Origin of the sequence: Corynebacterium vitaeruminis, assembly GCF_001054325.1 — a bacterium.
Classification (GTDB): Bacteria; Actinomycetota; Actinomycetes; order Mycobacteriales; family Mycobacteriaceae; genus Corynebacterium; species Corynebacterium vitaeruminis_A.
This window is the reverse complement of record NZ_JVVM01000016.1, coordinates 50,008-68,090: the sequence shown is the minus strand read 5'-3', so window position 1 is coordinate 68,090 and position 18,083 is coordinate 50,008. Positions and strand designations below refer to the sequence as shown.

General features: G+C 60.1%; 17 protein-coding genes. 12 read left to right on the top strand and 5 right to left on the bottom strand.

All coding sequences use genetic code 11. The features are described from left to right. Positions 1-10 precede the first annotated feature (10 nt). The 5 genes from ADA16_RS03870 to ADA16_RS03850 all read left to right on the top strand — a co-directional run bounded on the left by ADA16_RS03870 (position 11) and on the right by ADA16_RS03850 (position 5,195). Positions 11-2,029 (top strand): fumarate reductase/succinate dehydrogenase flavoprotein subunit, encoded by a 2,019-nt coding sequence (locus ADA16_RS03870; protein ID WP_048759346.1) that lies wholly within the window; start codon positions 11-13, stop codon positions 2,027-2,029. After that, positions 2,029-2,778 (top strand): succinate dehydrogenase/fumarate reductase iron-sulfur subunit, encoded by a 750-nt coding sequence (locus ADA16_RS03865; RefSeq protein WP_048759344.1) that lies wholly within the window; start codon positions 2,029-2,031, stop codon positions 2,776-2,778. The genes ADA16_RS03870 and ADA16_RS03865 overlap by 1 nt, the downstream gene beginning before the upstream one ends. A gap of 40 nt (positions 2,779-2,818) precedes the next feature. Continuing rightward, positions 2,819-3,217: a hypothetical protein gene (locus ADA16_RS03860; RefSeq protein WP_048759343.1), complete on the top strand. Its 399-nt coding sequence runs from the start codon at positions 2,819-2,821 to the stop codon at positions 3,215-3,217. A 192-nt stretch (positions 3,218-3,409) separates the two neighbouring features. After that, positions 3,410-4,759: a DUF445 domain-containing protein gene (locus ADA16_RS03855; RefSeq protein WP_048759342.1), complete on the top strand. Its 1,350-nt coding sequence runs from the start codon at positions 3,410-3,412 to the stop codon at positions 4,757-4,759. 124 nt (positions 4,760-4,883) lie between these two features. Further along, positions 4,884-5,195 (top strand): DUF2516 family protein, encoded by a 312-nt coding sequence (locus ADA16_RS03850; RefSeq protein WP_042388363.1) that lies wholly within the window; start codon positions 4,884-4,886, stop codon positions 5,193-5,195. A gap of 229 nt (positions 5,196-5,424) precedes the next feature. Here the strand turns inward: ADA16_RS03850 and purU are convergent, their stop codons facing one another. The 3 genes from purU to ADA16_RS03835 all read right to left on the bottom strand — a co-directional run bounded on the left by purU (position 5,425) and on the right by ADA16_RS03835 (position 7,709). Further along, positions 5,425-6,330 carry a formyltetrahydrofolate deformylase gene (purU, locus tag ADA16_RS03845; RefSeq protein WP_048759341.1) on the bottom strand — a complete coding sequence of 302 codons (906 nt, stop codon included), beginning with the start codon at positions 6,328-6,330 and terminating at the stop codon, positions 5,425-5,427. Positions 6,331-6,347: 17 nt separating this feature from the next. Beyond that, positions 6,348-7,118, bottom strand: a complete 771-nt coding sequence (locus ADA16_RS03840) for an LmeA family phospholipid-binding protein (RefSeq protein ID WP_048759340.1) — start codon at positions 7,116-7,118, stop codon at positions 6,348-6,350. 93 nt (positions 7,119-7,211) lie between these two features. Continuing rightward, entirely contained in the window at positions 7,212-7,709 is a 498-nt protein-coding gene (locus ADA16_RS03835) for a DUF2505 domain-containing protein (RefSeq protein WP_048759339.1), read from the bottom strand. An 85-nt stretch (positions 7,710-7,794) separates the two neighbouring features. Between ADA16_RS03835 and ADA16_RS03830 the strand changes: the two genes are divergently transcribed. Then, positions 7,795-8,970, top strand: a complete 1,176-nt coding sequence (locus ADA16_RS03830; RefSeq protein ID WP_048759384.1) for a UDP-N-acetylmuramate dehydrogenase — start codon at positions 7,795-7,797, stop codon at positions 8,968-8,970. Positions 8,971-9,254: 284 nt separating this feature from the next. On the opposite strand, the gene ADA16_RS03825 is transcribed toward ADA16_RS03830, so the two are convergent. Then, positions 9,255-11,090 carry a long-chain-fatty-acid--CoA ligase gene (locus ADA16_RS03825; protein ID WP_065421326.1) on the bottom strand — a complete coding sequence of 612 codons (1,836 nt, stop codon included), beginning with the start codon at positions 11,088-11,090 and terminating at the stop codon, positions 9,255-9,257. A gap of 270 nt (positions 11,091-11,360) precedes the next feature. Here ADA16_RS03825 and mshA point away from each other — a divergent pair, with 270 nt between their 5' ends. From mshA to ADA16_RS03800, 5 genes are all read left to right on the top strand, one after another. After that, entirely contained in the window at positions 11,361-12,623 is a 1,263-nt protein-coding gene (mshA, locus tag ADA16_RS03820; RefSeq protein WP_193387486.1) for a D-inositol-3-phosphate glycosyltransferase, read from the top strand. 59 nt (positions 12,624-12,682) lie between these two features. Next, positions 12,683-13,168: a YbjN domain-containing protein gene (locus ADA16_RS03815; protein ID WP_048759336.1), complete on the top strand. Its 486-nt coding sequence runs from the start codon at positions 12,683-12,685 to the stop codon at positions 13,166-13,168. Positions 13,169-13,238: 70 nt separating this feature from the next. Beyond that, positions 13,239-13,985 carry a phosphoglyceromutase gene (locus tag ADA16_RS03810; RefSeq protein ID WP_048759333.1) on the top strand — a complete coding sequence of 249 codons (747 nt, stop codon included), beginning with the start codon at positions 13,239-13,241 and terminating at the stop codon, positions 13,983-13,985. Positions 13,986-14,116: 131 nt separating this feature from the next. Beyond that, positions 14,117-15,424 (top strand): sensor histidine kinase, encoded by a 1,308-nt coding sequence (locus tag ADA16_RS03805; RefSeq protein WP_048759332.1) that lies wholly within the window; start codon positions 14,117-14,119, stop codon positions 15,422-15,424. A 3-nt stretch (positions 15,425-15,427) separates the two neighbouring features. Beyond that, the gene (locus ADA16_RS03800) at positions 15,428-16,123 is read left to right on the top strand and encodes a response regulator transcription factor (protein ID WP_048759331.1); all 696 of its coding nucleotides are present in this window, start codon (positions 15,428-15,430) and stop codon (positions 16,121-16,123) included. 53 nt (positions 16,124-16,176) lie between these two features. Here ADA16_RS03800 and ADA16_RS03795 read toward each other — a convergent pair whose 3' ends face one another. Further along, positions 16,177-17,109, bottom strand: a complete 933-nt coding sequence (locus tag ADA16_RS03795) for a hypothetical protein (protein ID WP_048759330.1) — start codon at positions 17,107-17,109, stop codon at positions 16,177-16,179. Positions 17,110-17,143: 34 nt separating this feature from the next. Between ADA16_RS03795 and ADA16_RS03790 the strand changes: the two genes are divergently transcribed. Continuing rightward, on the top strand, positions 17,144-18,082 hold the full coding sequence (locus tag ADA16_RS03790; protein ID WP_161797583.1) for a Ppx/GppA phosphatase family protein: 939 nt from the start codon (positions 17,144-17,146) through the stop codon (positions 18,080-18,082). Position 18,083 lies beyond the last annotated feature (1 nt).

Below are 18,083 nucleotides of genomic sequence, written 5' to 3'. Positions count from 1 at the left end.
AAAATTTACAATGACTAACACTGAAGCAACCGTCGCTGCGGACTTCCGCGCGCCGGAAAGCGTTGTCGACGGGGTCAAGATCGGCAAGGTTCTGACCGATAACTCCCCGGGCGACAAGGTCTCCATGAAGGACCACTGGCAGTACCAGAAGGATCACGCCAACCTGGTCTCGCCACTGAACCGTCGTAAGTTCCGCGTCATGGTCGTCGGTACCGGTCTGGCTGGTGGCGCTGCCGCTGCCGCTCTCGGTGAGCTCGGCTACGACGTGCAGGTCTTCACCTACCACGACGCTCCGCGCCGTGCGCACTCCATCGCTGCACAGGGTGGTGTCAACTCCGCTCGCGGTAAGAAGGTGGACAACGACGGCGCTTACCGCCACGTCAAGGACACCGTTAAGGGCGGCGACTACCGCTGCCGCGAGAACGACTGCTGGCGTCTGGCCGTCGAGTCCGTCCGCGTCATCGACCACCTGAATGCAATTGGTGCTCCGTTCGCTCGCGAGTACGGCGGTACCCTGGCTACCCGTTCCTTCGGTGGTGTGCAGGTTTCCCGTACGTACTACACCCGTGGCCAGACAGGTCAGCAGCTGCAGCTGTCGACCACCTCGGCTCTGCAGCGCCAGATTGGTCTCGGCAACGTCGAGATCTTCACCCACAACGAGCTGGTTGACATCATCGTCGCCGATGGCCGTTGCCAGGGTGCCATCATGCGTAACCTCATCAACGGTGAGCTGACCATTCACACTGCTCACGCAGTTATTCTGGCTACCGGTGGTTACGGCAACGTTTACCACATGTCCACGCTGGCCAAGAACTCCAACGCTTCGGCCATCATGCGTGCATACGACCAGGGTGCTTACTTCGCATCCCCGTCCTTCATCCAGTTCCACCCGACCGGTCTTCCGGTCAACGCGCACTGGCAGTCGAAGACCATTCTGATGTCTGAGTCCCTGCGTAACGACGCTCGTATTTGGACCCCGAAGAAGAAGGGCGACGAGCGCCCGGCCAACGACATTCCGGAGGACGAGCGCGACTACTTCCTGGAGCGTCGCTACCCGGCATTCGGTAACCTCGTCCCGCGTGACGTCGCTTCCCGTGCCAACTCTCAGCAGATTAACGCTGGCTACGGTGTCGGCCCGCTGAAGAACTCCGTCTACCTGGATCTGCGTGACGCAATTGAGCGCCTGGGCCAGCCGGTCATCAAGGAACGCTACTCGAACCTGATTCAGATGTACGAAGAGGCAATCGGTGAGGACCCGTACAAGGTTCCGATGCGTATTGCTCCGACCTGTCACTTCACCATGGGTGGCCTGTGGTCTGACTTCAACCAGATGACTTCCATCCCGGGTCTGTTCACCGGTGGCGAGGCATCCTGGACCTACCACGGTGCAAACCGTCTGGGTGCAAATTCCCTGCTGTCCGGTTCGGTCGACGGTTGGTTCACCCTGCCGTTCACCATTCCGAACTACCTCGGCCCACTGCTCGGCACTGACCGCCTGGCTGAGGATGCCCCGGAGGCCAAGGAAGCTCTGAATCGCGCTCAGGCTCGTCTGGACAAGCTGATGAGCATCCAGGGTAAGCACGGCGCTGAGTACTTCCACCGCCAGCTCGGTGAGATCCTCTACCGCGACTGCGGTGTGGCCCGTAACAAGGAAGACCTGGCTCGCGGCATCAAGGAGATCCGCGAACTGCGTAAGGCATTCTGGTCTGACCTGTTCATCCCGGGTGAGCCGAATGAGATGAACCAGCAGCTCGAGTACGCTAACCGCGTTGCTGACTACATCGACCTCGGTGAGCTCATGTGTGTCGACGCCCTCGACCGCGATGAGTCCTGCGGTGCTCACTACCGCGATGACCACATCTCCGAAGATGGCGAGGCAGAGCGCGATGATGCTAACTGGTGCTTCGTTTCCGCATGGGAGCGAGGCAACAACGGTCCTGCATGGGATCAGTCCGGTCACGAATTCATTCGCCACGCCGAGCCGCTCACCTTCGAAGCCGTCCCGCTCATGACAAGGAACTACAAGTAATGAAACTGCACCTTGAAATCTGGCGCCAAGCAGGTCCGAACGTCGAGGGACACTTTGAATCCGTTGACGTTGACGACGCCGTCGCAGAGATGTCGATCCTGGAGCTGCTTGACCACGTCAACTCCAAGTACGTCGAGTCCGGCAAGGAGCCGTTCGCGTTCGCATCTGACTGCCGTGAGGGTATCTGTGGTACCTGTGGTCTGAACGTCAACGGTCGTCCGCACGGCCCGGGCCAGAACACCCCGACCTGTCAGCAGCGCCTGCACCAGTTCAGCGATGGTGACACCCTGAAGATCGAGCCGATGCGCTCCGCCGCATACCCGGTCATCAAGGACATGGTCGTTGACCGCTCCGCTCTGGACCGTGTCCTCGAGCAGGGTGGCTACGTCTCCATCAACGCTGGTACCGCCCCGGATGCAGATACTCTGCACCTGAACCACGAAACCGCTGAGTTTGCACTTGACCACGCAGCCTGCATCGGCTGCGGTGCTTGTGTAGCAGCTTGCCCGAACGGTGCTGCCCACCTGTTCACCGGCGCAAAGCTGGTTCACCTCTCCCTGGTCCCGATGGGTAAGGAAGAGCGTGGCAAGCGTGCCCGCAAGATGGTTGACGAGGTCGAAGGCACCTTCGGTCCGTGCTCCCTCTATGGTGAATGTGCAGACGTCTGCCCGGCAGGTATCCCGCTGACTGCGGTTGCCGCCGTTACCAAGGAACGAGCTCGTTCGTTCTTCCGCGGTAAGGACGACTAAACTCTTTCTCAATTAGAGTTTTCCAGAAGGGACATAGATTATGGCGAATGCAGTCAAGCGTTACCAGGGCGAAGAGCACTTCGTCGACGGTTACGTGCCTCAGAGCATGAATGCTGAGTACTCCTCGCTCCACAAGAGCATTACCTGGATTGGCATGGGTCTCATGCTCGCCTCTCTGGCGGCCTGGGGTACCTTCATTTTCGGTCTCGCAACGACCATTTTTGCCGACCAGACTGCTGCCTCTCACAGCAACGGTTTCCTGGCTAAGGATGCCGCCAGCTACACCGACTACACCGGTGGTTGGAACTTCGACGGCAGCGTATTCATGTGGGCTGGCCTGGTAGTTGGACTGATCATGGTTATCGCGGGTGTTGCCTGCATCTCCATCGGTCGTCGTGACTACAAGGCCTACCGAAAGGAATTCGGCACTCACCACTAAAGGCGTGCCCCTGTTAAAAGGGGCTGGCCTCTAGGCGGATGCAGCGCTAGCCTTTTGAACTAGCACCTCCACAGCTGATGCCACCGCGCTCAGTGCGCTGGGGTAGGGAAGCACTCGTGTGTACCTCTCTCACCAACAGCACACTGAGGGGCGCGGTGGCATTTTCGTGTTTTCGACGCCTAATCTATACACATGGATAACAACGCCGCTAAGCTCCCGGCAGCTGCCGATTCGGCTTTGGATCGTCTCGATGTGCCCGGGCCATCGCCAGAGGTTGAAGCGGAAAAACGTGCGCAACTGCGTAAGGCAAAGACCTTCGCTACCATGCTGTTGGTCATCGCAACCGCCGTGTATTTCACATGCCGTGGTATTGAGTCTTCACACTTGTCTGCAGGAGAGGTCGTGCCCGCGTGGGTGGGCTACGTTCGCGCTGCTTCTGAGGCCGGTATGGTCGGTGCCCTCGCCGACTGGTTTGCAGTCGTAGCGCTGTTCCGCCACCCGCTCGGCATTCCCATCCCGCACACAGCTATCGTCCGCCGTAAGAAGGACCAGGTCGGTGAGTCTCTGGCGCAGTTCGTTGGCGACAACTTCCTGAACCCCACCCTGATTGTGGACAAGGTGCGTAAGGCCGAGATTCCAGAGCGCATCGGGGAATGGCTGGTAGCTCCCGGAAACGCCGACAAAGTGTCGGCGGAGGTTGGCAAGTTCACCGGCAACGTACTCGAGGCCATCGACCCCGATGACGCCGCTGCAGTGCTGAAGTCCGCAGTTATCGACGAGGTTGCAGCCCCAGAGTGGGGCCCTCCGGCGGGTAAAGTGCTCGAGCAGCTTATCGACGAGGGCCGCACCGAGCCTATCGTCCAACAGATGACCGAGTGGCTGCACCGGAAGTCTCTGGGCTCGCAGAACCTTATCGACCGCCTCGTCGGAGAGCGCGCCCCATCCTGGGCTCCTAGCTTTGTCAACGATCTCATCGGCGACAAGGTCTATCGCGAACTGGTCGATTGGACCTGGCAGGTGCAGCACGACCCGCAGCACGACGCACGTCTGGCGCTCCACCGCTTCCTCACGCAGCTAGCCAATGACCTGCAGAACGACGAGAAAACAATCGCCAAGGTCGAAGAAATTAAGACTGACATTCTTTCGTCCGCTGCCGTTACCCAGGCACCGGCGAAGATTTGGGCGTCAACATCCGCAAAGCTTGTCGACGCGGCCCGCGACCCGAACTCCCTGCTCCGCCGAAAGGTCTCGGAAACGGCCGCCCGCTACGGCGAGCGGGTCCAGTCCGATTCAGAGTTGCGCAAGCGAATGGACCGCCGTCTGGAAGCGGCTGTCGTCTTCATCGCTGAAAACTACGCAGGCGAGATCACCTCGATTATTTCCGAGACCGTCGAGCGCTGGGATGCCGATGAAGCTTCCGACAAAATTGAACTGATGGTCGGCCGCGACCTGCAGTTCATTCGCGTTAACGGCACGGTTGTCGGATCACTGGCCGGTTTGGCTATCTACACCCTGTCGACCTTAGTATTCGGGGTTATTTAGCAGCACAACCCAGCACGTCCGACGGTGTGCGTTAGCATGTAAAAAGCAATGCATACCTGTTAAAGGAGTTGTTCCCCCGGTGCGCCTGTTACCATCTTTGCCCAGCTTTACGGATTCGCCGCTTATGGCGATTTCCGTTTACGTGGACGTCCTGTTTCAGTTCGCCATCCCGTTTGTTATTGGCATTTTGGCGCTGATTGGTGCGGTGCTTGTCATCACCACCCGCGCGGACGCCTTTGACGCTGCAGACCGCAAGAGCCGCAATGTCTGGGCTGGCATGCTGGTCGGTTCGGCTATCTTCCTGCTGCTGCCGTGGCTCGGTTGGGCAATGCTGGGCATCCCGCTGATTGCCGGGCTGGTCATCACGGGTATTTACTGGCTCGATGTCCGCCCACAGATCAAGGACATTCTGTCCAACGCACAGGGCGGATACTAACCTCAGGCGGGTATTAGTCTCAGGCGGTTAAGGGCGAGTATTAGCCCGTAAAGCCGAGAAAGTGTGCGCGCTTATGGCAAAACAACTGGGTTTTTCACCCAGAAACTGCCATAAGCGCGCACACTTTCTTTGTGGCGTAGGCCGGGACCGGCTTCATAGGCGTGTAGACCCGACCGGCCTTGTGGACCAAGTCTGGCGCCCCAAAAACCTACTGAATCACCACAGACACCTACTGGAACACCACAGTGCGGTTGCCGTAGACCTGCACACGGTCTTCCAGATGCCAGCGCAGACCACGGGCGAGGACCTGCTTCTCCGCATCGCGACCCTCACGCTGCATGTCCGCAGCAGTGTACTTGTGGGAGACACGCATGACGTCCTGCTCGATAATCGGGCCGTCGTCGAGGTCTTCAGTGGCGTAGTGGCAGGTGGCACCAATGAGCTTCACACCACGTCGATAAGCCTGCAGGTACGGGCGCGCGCCCATGAACGACGGCAGGAAGCTGTGGTGGATATTGATGGCGCGGCCTTCCCACTTCTCGCACAGATCCGGCGGCAGGATCTGCATAAAGCGCGCGAGCACGATGGCATCCGGGTTCTCGGCGTCAACGATCTCGGCGACCTCGTCGAATGCCTTGCGCTTGCCGACGGCATCCTTGGGGAAGGGCACGTGGTGAAAAGGAATATCATACGCTGCGGCCAGGGGCTCCAGATTGCGGTGGTTACCCACGACTGCAGCGATTTCCATCGGGTAGTCGGACTGCGCGACGCGGCCGAGCAGGTCTTGTAGGCAGTGGCCCTCCTTCGTCACCAGAATGACAGCGCGCTTCGGAACAGCGTTGTCGGTGACCTTCCAACGGACCTCAGGACCCCAATCGCCGACGAGCTCAGCGAACTTCTCGCGCAGCTCTTCTACAGTCAGGTCGAGCGCGTCGGCGCGGACAGCCTGGCGAGTGAAAAACCATCCGGTCTCCGGGTCGGAGAAGAAGTCCGCCTCGGTAATCCACGCACCAATGTCGGACAGGAATGTCGACAGAGTGGAGACGATACCGGTACGGTCTGGGCAGCCGAGCGAGAAGATGTACTGGCGCTCGGTGGGAGTACCGCTATTTGCGGTGATGAGAGAGCGAGTCATTCTCGGTATCTTACCTGCTAGCTAAAGGTAAGTTCGCGCACGGTCGACAAAGGCAGATTTGCGCCCGTCAGCGTCAGCGCCAGCCCCTCCCCGGTGACATGTGCTTCCTCCACCTGCATGCCATGGCCGATCTCATAGCTCAGTAGGGTGCCGCTGGCTTCCCCGAGCCACCTGGCCAGGCCGTCGAGGTTCAAACCGAGAACGGAGCCGCCCTCCAGGTTGATTTCGATGTTTCCGCCGTTGGGTATCGGGCGGAATTTGGACGTCGCAAATCCGGAGGAAAACTCGATGTTGAACAGGCCTTCGTCCGGAAGCGGCGTGAGCGTGGTGGCGCGCGCTCCACTTTCCCGGTTAATCAGCGCCTGCAGCAGCTGCGGTGGAATTGTGACATCTACTCGCAGTGACCCTGCAGTCGGATCCGCGCGATTGCTCAGATCCACGTCTTCCAGGTGCACTTCCGTCGCCGGGTCGCCGGAAATTTCCGGCTCGCCACTCAGCGCCTCCGGATTCTTGACCTCCAACGTGTCCGGAGTAGTTAAGTCCATTGCGGGCACGGACTTCGTTGCCAACGCGAACAGCATCGGGCGGGCACCGAAGGAAACGCTCGGGTCCTCGGTCACGGTCACACCGCGCTCTTCGGCGGACGTGCGGTAACCGTCGGAAATCTCCTTGCTCACGAACATCCGGACGCCGATTTCCCCGGCAATCGCAATGAGCGCCACCACGACGATGACACCGAGGACAGTGGGCAGGACTTTGACGCTCGACGAGCGTTTAGCAGAACTCATGGTTCCCAGTCTTGCTTAACGACGGCCCCGTCGCTACCACTTTCCTCCACCCGGTATCCGCACGCGAGCCCGGCAAGCCCCCCGGTGCGCTACCTACTTAGCGACGTAGTCCGCCAGCACAGCGGTCTCAGCATCGAGGACACGCTCCAGGTACGGAGCTGCCTTTTCCTCGAGCTTGCCACCGACCAGCGGCACCTTGATGGCGAACTCGGAGTTGGTGGTCAGCACCGCGCCTTCGCCCTGAGCGGTGAGCTTCTGCGACGCGTTGAAGGATGCCGGTACGCCCGAGGTTTCCGTGGTCACGGTGGAGCTCGCGCCGTCGTCGGTAAGCGGGCTGATGACGAACGTGCGCGTCATGCCGACTCCGGACTTCACGAACTTCTGGGCCTGCGCCGGAATCTTGTCCGCAGCGACGGTCTGACGAATCACGACGGTCGTGCCAGCGTCAGTGGTCTCGAACTTCTCCACCTTGCCGTCAGCTGCCGAGAAACGGTTTGCGACCTTCTCCCAGAAACCGGCGTCGGTGAGGGCCTCGTAAACCTTCTCAATCGGCTGGTCGAAGTTGACGGTGTGCGTGTTAGTCGTAGTCATGCGCTTGATAATACGTAATTTGCACTACGCTAGGGGCGTGGAAAATCTCGACCAATCGCCGAACCCAATTCATCTGACCTCCGACATGGAAGAAGCCATCAATGGGCTTGCGGGGCTAGAGGGGGTGGAGCTCAGCACGCATACCGCTTTCTCGGATTTGACGACGCTCCGCCTCGGCGGGGTGCCGCGAGCGGTTGCCCGGTGTACCACCACGGATGCCGTTGTTGACGTGGTTCGCACGCTTGACGACGCTAACGTGCCCCTCCTCATCGTGGGAGGCGGATCCAACCTGGTGGTGGCCGATGAACTCGAGCCGCTGGTGGCCGTGGTGATCGAGGCTGACAACGTGACTATGAGCACTCGCGGACACGGGCTGGAGTCTGTGTCGGCGATTGTGGAGGCCGAGGCCGGTGCGGTCTGGGACGAGGTCGTGGAGATGAGTGTTGATGCCGGGTTTGGCGGCCTGGAATGCCTGTCGGGTATTCCGGGTTCGGCTGGGGCTACGCCGGTGCAGAACGTTGGTGCATACGGCGCTGAGGTATCGCAGGTCCTGGACTCGGTGCAGCTTTACGATCGCGCGACCGGCTCAGTCGAGTGGGTGGAACCGGAGTCGCTCGACCTTTCCTACCGCTATTCGAACCTGAAGTTCACCGCACGGGCAGTGGTGCTGGCTGTGCGGTTTGAGCTCAGTGTGGACGGCATGTCCGCGCCACTTCGCTATGGCGAACTGGCGCGGCGCCTGGGTGTCGACGAGGCCGAGGCCGCGGCTGGTGAGATTCGCAGGCCGGCTGAGCTGGTGCGCGAAAAGGTGCTTGAGCTGCGCCGCGGCAAGGGCATGGTCCTCGATGAGGCAGACCGGGATACCTGGTCGGCGGGTTCTTTCTTTACCAACCCGATCATTCCGGAGAGCTCGGTGGAGGCCGTGCGTGCAAAGGTTGCCGCGCTGCGTGGGGCTGACGAGGCTGCGACTATGCCCGCATTCCCCGCTGGCCCCGGCCACGAGGGGTGTGTGAAGCTCTCGGCGGCGTGGCTTATCGAGCGCGCCGGGTTCCCCAAGGGCTACCCCGGTGACGGTGCGCCCGCACGACTGTCGACTAAGCACACCCTGGCGCTGACCAACCGCGGGGAGTCCGGCGACGGTACGCCTACGACCGCCGCCGACTTGGTGGCTTTGGCTCGTGATGTGCGCGCTGGTGTGGAAAAGGCCTTCGGCGTGACCCTGGTGCCCGAGCCAGTGTGGGTCGGCGTGAGCATTGATTAGGCCCGCGGCAGGTGGCTGATGGCCAGGGGGGCGGACTGGAGAGACTGGCGTGACTGATGGGGTCGCTGGGGCTGACAGAACCGCTGGGTAGTCCTCAGCTTGCGCTCCCGGGCCTTCTCTCAATGGGCGGGGATAGAGAAAGTGACTAGGTTTATGACGCGTGAATTGCATTCACTCGCAGTTTTTTGTCATAAACCTAGTCACTAAGTCTGGGGGCCGGGGATCCGCCTTAAGGGGATAGGGGCCAGCACTACTCAGGCCCCTATCTCAGCTACCACCCCGAACTAATGGTGCTTGCGGTGGTTCAGCGAATCGACGCTCTGGCCCTTCTGCTCCAGCTGCTTGAGAAGTACGTCGCGGACGTCGCGGCGGCGGACCTTGCCCATCTGGTCGCGAGGCAGTTCCTCCAGGTGGAAGAATGCGCGCGGCACCTTGTATCGGGTCAGGTTGTCGTAGCAGTGGTCACGGTAGGCGTCGGAATCCAGGCGGGCGTAGTCAGCCAGAGTGATGGCGGCTACGACCATCTCGGAGCCGTCGCTCTTCGGCAGGCCGACGACCGTGGCATCGGTGATGTCCGGGTGGGAGAGCAGTACTTCCTCGACCTCGGCCGGGTAAACATTGAAGCCACCGGTGATGATGACCTCCTTGATGCGGGCAACCAGCTTGATGAAGCCGTCCGACTCCATGACTCCGACATCGCCGGTGCGGTACCAGCGATCGCCAGCGGGAAGCTCAGCAGGCCCATCGGTGAAGGACTTCTCCGTTGCCTCCGGGAGGTTGAGATAACCAGCGAAAACCTGCGGGCCTCGGACGATGACCTCGCCCTCCTCGCCATCAGCGCAGAGCTTGGTGGGATCATCGGGGTCAACGATGGCGACCTCGGTGTCAGGGAATGGCAGGCCAACGTAGCCTGGGCGGCGGTTACCATCCATGGGGTTGCCGACGATAATCGGTGAAGTTTCAGTGAGGCCGTAGCCCTCGACGAGACGACCTCCAGTGAGCTTCTCCCACTTCTGTACAAGGGAAACCGGCAGGGTAGCAGCACCGCAGAAGGCGAACTTCACGCCAGAGAGGTCGACATTATCGCGCTCGGCGGCTTCGACAATCTTCTCGTAGAGAGTCGGTACACCAGGAACCCACGTCGGGCGGTTGTTCTTCATCACCTTCATAATCAGCGGAATCTCTGGTGCCGGCACCAGCACCAGTTCAGCGCCAATCAGCATGGACAAGTTGGTGACAATGGTCAGGCCGTAGGCATGGAACATCGGTAGGATGCCAAGGGAGATTTCGCGCTCCTTGCCAAGGCCCGGCACCCAGGCCTTGCCCTGCAGAATGTTGGCGACCAGCCCGCGGTGGCTCAGCTGCGCGCCCTTCGGCGAGCCCGTGGTACCGGAGGTGTACATCATCACTGCAGTGTCATCAGCAGTGATGGAGTCATCGGCCTGGAGGTCGTGGCCGTCTCCGCCGACGGCGTCGTGAAGCAAGGCGTCAAAACCCATAACTTGCGGTGCGGAGGAGTGCAGCTTAGCGCGGGCGGCGCGGAGCTTCGGCAGCGGGATGGACAGGGCGGTGCGCATGACAAACGGCAGATCCTGCAGCATGTTGACCGCAATGATGGTCTCGAGCGGGGTGTTGCTGCGAAGGTCTTCAAGTACGGGGACAATCTTGTCCCAGCAGATGGCAAAGCGAGCGCCGTGGTCGTTGAACGGGTGGCGCAGCTCATGGGCGGTGTAGAGAGGATTGTGCTCTACGGCAACAGCGCCGAGGTGCAGAACTGCCCAGTAAGCGATGACATGCTGCGGGCAGTTCGGCATAAGCAGGGCCACGCGATCGCCCTTGCGTACACCGAGTGCACGCAGACCAGCGGCAACGCTGCGGACCTTGGCATCCAGCTCGGCATACGAGGTGGAGCGACCGAAAAAGGTCAGCGCCTTGCGGCGCGGATGGTTGCTCAGGGTGTGGCGGTAGACATCCAGGAGGGTATCGAAGTTGTAGTCAATGTGAGGCGGGGTCCACTCCGGATACAGGTTCAGCCAGGCCTTGGAAATAGCAGCGTTGGGTGTCGAACCGTTAGCTGGGGCAGAGTTTTTTTCGGCGTGCGAGCTGGATGTATCGGCCATGGGGTCCTCCTAGTTTTTGTGTGTGACCTGACCACGTCGTGAGGTGATAATAACTTACGACGTAGTAGGTATCGACCCCTATTGTGCCGTACGTCGCTCTGCATTGCCGGGATTTCTATACACGTATTTGAGGTACTCATTTGCGGGGTTGCCCTTGGAATAGGCACTCTGGGCAGTATGACCGAAACATTTCCGTCGGCAACGGCGGGCGCAGACGCCGCCACCCCAAACACCACCTCTAATTCCCCGGCCCTGCCGAACCGTATCGCGATGATTTCCATGCATACCTCGCCGCTGGAGCAACCGGGCATCGGTGACGCAGGTGGCATGAACGTCTACGTGCTGCGCACCTGCGAGGAGCTCGCCCGACGCGGTGTGAAGGTGGATGTTTTCACTCGCGCCACTCGTTCCAGCGATGGGCAGATTATTCAGGTCAGTGAGAACTTTCGCGTCATCAACATTGTGGCTGGCCCATATGAGGGGTTGGAGAAGTCGGATCTGGCCACGCAGATGCCGGCTTTTGCCGGTGGCGTCATTGAATTCGCCCGCGAACAGGGGATTGAATACGACCTGATTCATTCGCACTACTGGCTCTCCGGCCAGGTTGGTTGGTTGTTGTCGGATTTGCGCGACATTCCTTTCGTTCACACGGCGCATACGCTGGCCGCGGTGAAAAACCTCCACCTGGCGGCGGGGGATAAGCCGGAGCCGGAGTCGCGACGTATCTGTGAGCAGCAGATTGTGGACAACGCATGCCGCCTCATCGTCAACACAGATGCCGAGGCTAAGCAGCTGGCGGATCTCCACGATGCCGACCCGTGGCGCATCGATGTCGTTCCACCCGGGGTGGACGTGGGGCTCTTTTCCCCGGGTAGTGATCGCGCCACCGAGCGGTCCCGTCGTGAGCTGGGTATTCCGTTGCACACTAAGGTCATTTTGTTCGTCGGCAGGCTGCAACGGCTCAAGGGTCCGCAGGTGCTGCTGCGCGGGGTCGGCGAGCTCATGCGTCGCGATCCCGCAACCAATGTCCGCGTGATTATCTGCGGCGGCCTGTCCGGTTCGGGGCTGCACGCGCCCGACGAGTTCACCAATCTCGCAGCAGAAGAGGGTATCGACCACCTGGTTCGTTTCATGCCCCCGCGCCGGCCGCAGGACCTGGCGAAGCTCTACCAGGCCGCAGACATTGTCGCCGTGCCCAGTTACAACGAGACCTTCGGGCTGGTGGCGATGGAGGCTCAGGCCACCGGAACGCCCGTCGTCGCGGCGAATGTCGGCGGGCTCTCCATCGCCGTCGACGATGGGGTCAGCGGTTTGCTTGTCGACGGTCACGAGCCCGCAGCCTGGGCCGATGCCCTCGGTCGCCTGGTGCAGGACGACGAGCTGCGGATCAAGTTGGCCACGCAGGCACGCGAGCACTCCATGGAGTTTTCCTGGCAAAAGACCGTGGATCGATTGGCCGATGTCTATCATCGAACCGAACTCCAAAAGGAAAATTGTCCCGGCTCTATCCGGGATGCGGGCGGCTCCCGGTAGGTTTCGTTAGGTTCAGCAGCGCCAGGGCCGTAGCCACATAAACAGGGAGATGATTCACGATGAGCACGGACATTCAAGCACAGCTGAAATCCCTCGGCGAGCAGCTGGAACGCCTCGGTGTTGAGCATGGCATCGCAGACAATGCCGCTGTGGTGGTTCTGCCTGGCAAGAAGAAGTTGAAGACCGTCGTCGGCCTCATCCCGGCGCCTGACTCTCTGCGTGTCGAAGCCTTCGTCTGTCGCGCGGTCGAAGAAAACCACGAGGCCGTCTACAAGTGGTTGCTGCAGCGCAACCGTCGTCTGTTCGGTATCGGTTACACCATCGACGCCGCCGGCGACATCTACCTGGTCGGCCAACTGCCCGCCGAGCTTTCCGACGATGACCTCGACCGCCTCCTCGGTCAGCTGCTAGAGACGGCCGATGGGGACTTTAACCAGATTCTCGAACGCGGCTTTGCGTCGGCAATCAAGCGCGAGTGGGAGTGGCGGGTCGACCGTGGGGAAAACCTGGCCAATCTGGAGCAGTTCCGCCACATGGTTGAGTAGTCGGGGGTAGTAACCCACATAGCGGGGCAACGAACGGCGGACTTTCCAGTTTTGGGGCACAATTGGGGGCATGAGCAATGGAAAACTGATTCTTGTCCGTCATGGCCAGAGTGAGTGGAACGCCTCCAACCAGTTCACGGGCTGGGTCGACGTTGCACTGACCGACAAGGGCCGCGCTGAGGCAGTACGTGCCGGTAAGATGCTCGTAGAGGCAGGCCTGAAGCCGCAGGTTCTCTACACGTCGCTGCTGCGTCGCGCAATTAACACTGCACACATTGCCCTGGACACCGCTGACCTGGTGTGGATTCCGGTTATCCGTGACTGGCGTCTGAACGAGCGCCACTACGGTGCTCTGCAGGGTCTGAACAAGGCAGAGACCAAGGAGAAGTACGGCGAGGATCAGTTCATGTCCTGGCGTCGTTCCTATGACACTCCGCCGCCGGAGCTGTCGGATGACAGCGAGTTCTCGCAGGCCAATGACCCGCGTTACGCCAACCTGGATGAGGTTCCGCGCACGGAGTGCCTCCTGGACGTCGTCAAGCGTTTCATTCCTTACTTTGAAGAGGAAATCCTGCCGCGTCTGAAGGCTGGTGAGACTGTCATGGTGGCAGCTCACGGTAACTCGCTGCGTGCACTGGTCAAGCACCTGGATAACATCTCGGACGAGGACATTGCCGCTCTGAACATCCCGACCGGTATCCCGCTGGTCTACGATTTCGATGCTGAGGGCAAGGTTCAGAACCCGGGTGGCACCTACCTGGATCCGGAAGCTGCAGCTGCAGGTGCAGCTGCTGTTGCTGCTCAGGGTAACAAGTAAATATGTAGGTTATGGATAGGTCGATAAGGGGCGCAGCCAAGGTGGGCTGTGCTCCTTGGTCTATTTAGAGCTAGCTAGCGCAATGATTTTTCAGCGCGCGCGGACTGTGAAAAGAGCTTAGGGTAAGACCCGTGTCAAAAATCATTATCGCTGCTCTACTAGGTGCTGCGGTTATGGCAGCTGTGCTGATTCTCGGTGGAGCTGTCTCGGGCGCCTATAACGCCGCTCGGCGTCAGAAGAGCGACGAGGAAAGTTCAATAACCACCATGGCGCAGGTCATGCACCTGGCCATTCAGAAGTCTCCAACGGGCGTGGTGGTCGTTGACATTTCGCGTGATTTGATTTTGTCGAACTCCATGGCGCACAAGTTGGGGCTGGTCTATGAGCGTCACCTGAATGATGTGGGCTGGGACGCCGCGGTCAAGGTATTTGACTCGCAGGAGGACGAGGAGCTGACCCTGGTGCTGCCGTCGCGCCGGGCAGGAGCGCCGGACACGATTGTCCGTTGTCAGCTGACTCCATTGTCGCTGGTGGATGACCGTTTTGTGGTGATTTACGCGACCGATGTCTCCGAGCAGGCCCGCATGGAAGCCGCACGACGTGACTTTGTGGCCAACGTTTCCCACGAGCTCAAGACCCCGGTGGGAGCCATTAGTCTTCTGGTCGAGGCGCTAAATGAAGCTACCGACGACCCGGTTGCCGTGCGTCACTTTAGTGAGAGCCTGACGCAGGAGTCCAAGCGGATGTCGACGATGATCACGGAGCTCATCTCGCTGTCGAAGCTGCAGGGCGCTGAGCCTTTGCCGGATATGTCGCCGGTGAAGGTCGAAGATATTGTCCAGGGTGCAGTGCGTCGTAATCAGATGCTCTCGGAGCAGGCGGGGATTGAGATCACCGTTGACTGTGACCCGGACCTGGTCGTTGAAGGTGAGCGCAGTCTGCTAATTACTGCGGTATCCAATCTGATTTCGAATGCCATCAATTACTCGCCAGAGGCCTCGCCCGTGTCCGTGACTGCTGTCAAGGAGGGTAACGACACCGTTGCTATCCGCGTAACTGACCGCGGTATCGGCATTTCCCAGGCGAACCAGAAGCGGATTTTCGAGCGTTTTTTCCGCGCGGACAAGGCGCGCTCGCGGGCAACGGGTGGAACAGGTTTGGGCTTGGCAATTGTCAAGCACGTCGCAGCGAACCACAAGGGAACCGTCAAGCTGTGGAGTCGGCTGGGCACAGGATCGACCTTCACCATTGAGCTCCCGCTGATGGAAAAGAACGGTTCCGCGCCGAATGATGGCGATGTATCTGCACGTTTGCCGATCGGGCACACCCCGCCTGCGGGTAAACTTGCAGCTAAGAAAAACGCGCAGCGTGGTACGGGCAAAACCCGTGGCAAGGATAAGGATTCCCGGAACAAGGATTCCAAGGAAGGAATGAAGTAATCCGTGACTGAGGTACTTATTGTCGAAGACGAGACGGCTTTGGCGGAGCCGCTCGCGTTTCTGCTGCAGCGCGAGGGCTTCGAGGTGCGGATGGCCGCTGACGGTCAGGAAGCACTGGCAGAATTCTCCAAGGCAGAACCGGACATTGTGCTGCTGGACCTCATGCTGCCAGGAATGAGTGGCACTGAGGTCTGCAAGAACATCCGCCTCAAGTCCTCTGTCCCGGTTATCATGGTCACTGCTCGTGACACCGAGATTGACAAGGTCGTGGGCTTGGAAATTGGTGCGGATGACTATGTGACCAAGCCGTATTCCTCCCGCGAACTCATTGCTCGCATCCGAGCTGTGCTGCGCCGCGGTCGCCACGAAGAGTCCGACGATGTCGAGGATCTCTACGAAGAGGTTTTGCGCGGTGGCCCAGTTGTGCTGGACGTTGAGCGCCACGTTGTCACCGTTGACGGCGAAGATGTTGCAATGCCTCTCAAGGAGTTCGACCTGCTGGAGTACCTGTTGCGCAACCGCGGTCGTGTGCTCACCCGCGGCCAGCTCATCGACCGCGTCTGGGGCTCCGACTACGTCGGCGACACCAAGACGCTGGACGTGCACATCAAGCGCCTGCGCTCCAAGATTGAGCGCAATCCTTCCTCGCCGGAGTTCCTGGTCACCGTTCGCGGCTTGGGTTACAAGTTCGAGGACTAGCGCAGCCGACTGCTGCAGACGATTAGCGCCGGCGGCCAGGTTCGAACTCCAGGCTAAACCTCGTCTGGGGACAGCCCCTCAGCCGCTGCGCGCGTGGCCGGGTGAATCGCCAGCAGTGGGTAGCCACTCGGTCCGAAGGCCTTGGCCGCGCCTGCTGCCTCACGAGCCCGGCAGTGCTCCGCCAGAATCTCGTAGCACTCTTCGCCGATGAGCTCAATCAGCTCCGATTTGTGCGTGCGCCACATTGGCTCGCCACCGGCATGCGTGGCCGGCGCGCCCGTGCAGAACCACTCAAAGTCCTCGCCGCCATCGCCCCATGCGCGTCGGTCGTACTCAGTAATAGTTGTGCGCAGAATCTCCTGTCCGTCCGGTCGTTCTTCCCAGTCCTCCAGTCGACGCAGCGGCACCTGCCAGCACACATCCGGCTTGACCTTCACGGGGTCGATGTCGTTGGCCATAGCCCACTGGTGGATGGCACAGCCCGCACCATTTCGCCACCCCTCACGGTTGGCAAAAATGCAGGCGTTCTTCACGACCTTTGTTTTCAGAGCCGGCTCAGGCTCTCCGTTTTCGTCGTCAAGCTCGTCCCACACTAACCACGGTTCCAACGGTTCCGCGGGGTCGGTCTCGTAGGTCGCGAGCCACTTCAGCGTCTGCTGGGGACGGTTCTGCCACCACTGGGGCTCTGCGGAGTCGCCTTCCATTCGCTGTACGACGTCAATAACCCTCTCGCGGTCTTCGTCGTCGGTGATAAAGGCGCCATGGCCGCAGCATCCGACATCCGCGTTCGCGGAGTCGATGCCCAGACAAGCGGAGGTGCCGAAGGCACATTGGTAGGAGCTCATCAGCCAGGTTAGGTCGCAGGTGATGATGTGTTCTGGGTCCTCTGGGTGGGCGAACTCGAACCACTCTCGGGGAAAGTCATAGGCGACTTCCGCCGGGGAAGGTTGCGGTCCGCGACCGGGACGGGGGTGGGGTTGATTCACACCAATACACCGTAGACCGTCTAACCTACTAAGAGTGAGATTAGGTGTATTAGATGTAGGTAGTAATACCGTCCACTTGGTGATGGTGGACGCCCGCCGGGGCGGACATCCGACTCCGATGAGCGATTCCAAGTCGACGATGAAGCTGGTCGAGTACCTGGATAAGGACAACAACCTGTCCAAAAAGGGCATTGACAAGCTAACGGGCTACGTCGCTGAATCCAAGGAATTGGTTGAGCAGATGAAGTGCGAAGAGATGATTAGCTTCGCCACTTCGGCTGTTCGCGATGCCGCAAACGCGGACGAGGTTCTCGCCCACGTTGAGAAGGAAACCGGCATTAAGCTGCAGATTCTCTCCGGTGAGGACGAGGCTCGTCTGACATTTTTGGCAGTGCGCCGCTGGTACGGCTGGTCTGCTGGTCGTCTAATCAATCTGGATATCGGTGGTGGTTCTCTCGAGCTGACGTCGGGTACCGATGAGGATCCGGAGGCTGCGTACTCGCTGCTGCTCGGTGCTGGTCGTCTGACTCACGAGTGGTTCGAGACCGATCCGCCGGAGCGCAAGAAGATTGACTTGCTGCGGGATTACATTGATGCTGAGCTCGCTGAGCCGGCTCGTCATCTGCGCACGCTTGGCGACCCGGACTTAGCTGTCGCTACCTCGAAGACTTTCCGTACTCTCGCCCGTCTGACCGGTGCAGCTCCTTCCGCTGCTGGTCCGCGCGTTAAGCGCACCCTGACTGCCGCTGGTTTGCGCCAACTGATTGCGTTTATTTCGCGCATGACGGCCGCTGACCGTGCTGAACTTGAGGGGGTTAGTGCGAATCGTTCTCACCAAATTGTCGCGGGTGCCCTCGTCGCAGAGGCTAGTATGCGAGCATTGGGGTTAGAGAAGGTTGAGATTTGTCCTTGGGCTCTGCGCGAGGGCATTATCTTCCGACGACTGGACAGCGACCTATACGGAAAGGGTTGAG

Coding starts and splice junctions, on each gene's coding strand:
- ADA16_RS03835 (WP_048759339.1), bottom strand. CDS start 7,709: ATGACTACGACTAACACGCACACCGTCAACTTCGACCAGCCGATTGAG.
- purU (WP_048759341.1), bottom strand. CDS start 6,330: ATGACTCGCTCTCTCATCACCGCAAATAGCGGTACTCCCACCGAGCGC.
- ADA16_RS03850 (WP_042388363.1), top strand. CDS start 4,884: ATGGCGATTTCCGTTTACGTGGACGTCCTGTTTCAGTTCGCCATCCCG.
- ADA16_RS03865 (WP_048759344.1), top strand. CDS start 2,029: ATGAAACTGCACCTTGAAATCTGGCGCCAAGCAGGTCCGAACGTCGAG.
- ADA16_RS03860 (WP_048759343.1), top strand. CDS start 2,819: ATGGCGAATGCAGTCAAGCGTTACCAGGGCGAAGAGCACTTCGTCGAC.
- ADA16_RS03870 (WP_048759346.1), top strand. CDS start 11: ATGACTAACACTGAAGCAACCGTCGCTGCGGACTTCCGCGCGCCGGAA.
- ADA16_RS03810 (WP_048759333.1), top strand. CDS start 13,239: ATGAGCAATGGAAAACTGATTCTTGTCCGTCATGGCCAGAGTGAGTGG.
- ADA16_RS03815 (WP_048759336.1), top strand. CDS start 12,683: ATGAGCACGGACATTCAAGCACAGCTGAAATCCCTCGGCGAGCAGCTG.
- ADA16_RS03830 (WP_048759384.1), top strand. CDS start 7,795: ATGGAAGAAGCCATCAATGGGCTTGCGGGGCTAGAGGGGGTGGAGCTC.
- mshA (WP_193387486.1), top strand. CDS start 11,361: ATGATTTCCATGCATACCTCGCCGCTGGAGCAACCGGGCATCGGTGAC.
- ADA16_RS03855 (WP_048759342.1), top strand. CDS start 3,410: ATGGATAACAACGCCGCTAAGCTCCCGGCAGCTGCCGATTCGGCTTTG.
- ADA16_RS03840 (WP_048759340.1), bottom strand. CDS start 7,118: ATGAGTTCTGCTAAACGCTCGTCGAGCGTCAAAGTCCTGCCCACTGTC.
- ADA16_RS03825 (WP_065421326.1), bottom strand. CDS start 11,090: ATGGCCGATACATCCAGCTCGCACGCCGAAAAAAACTCTGCCCCAGCT.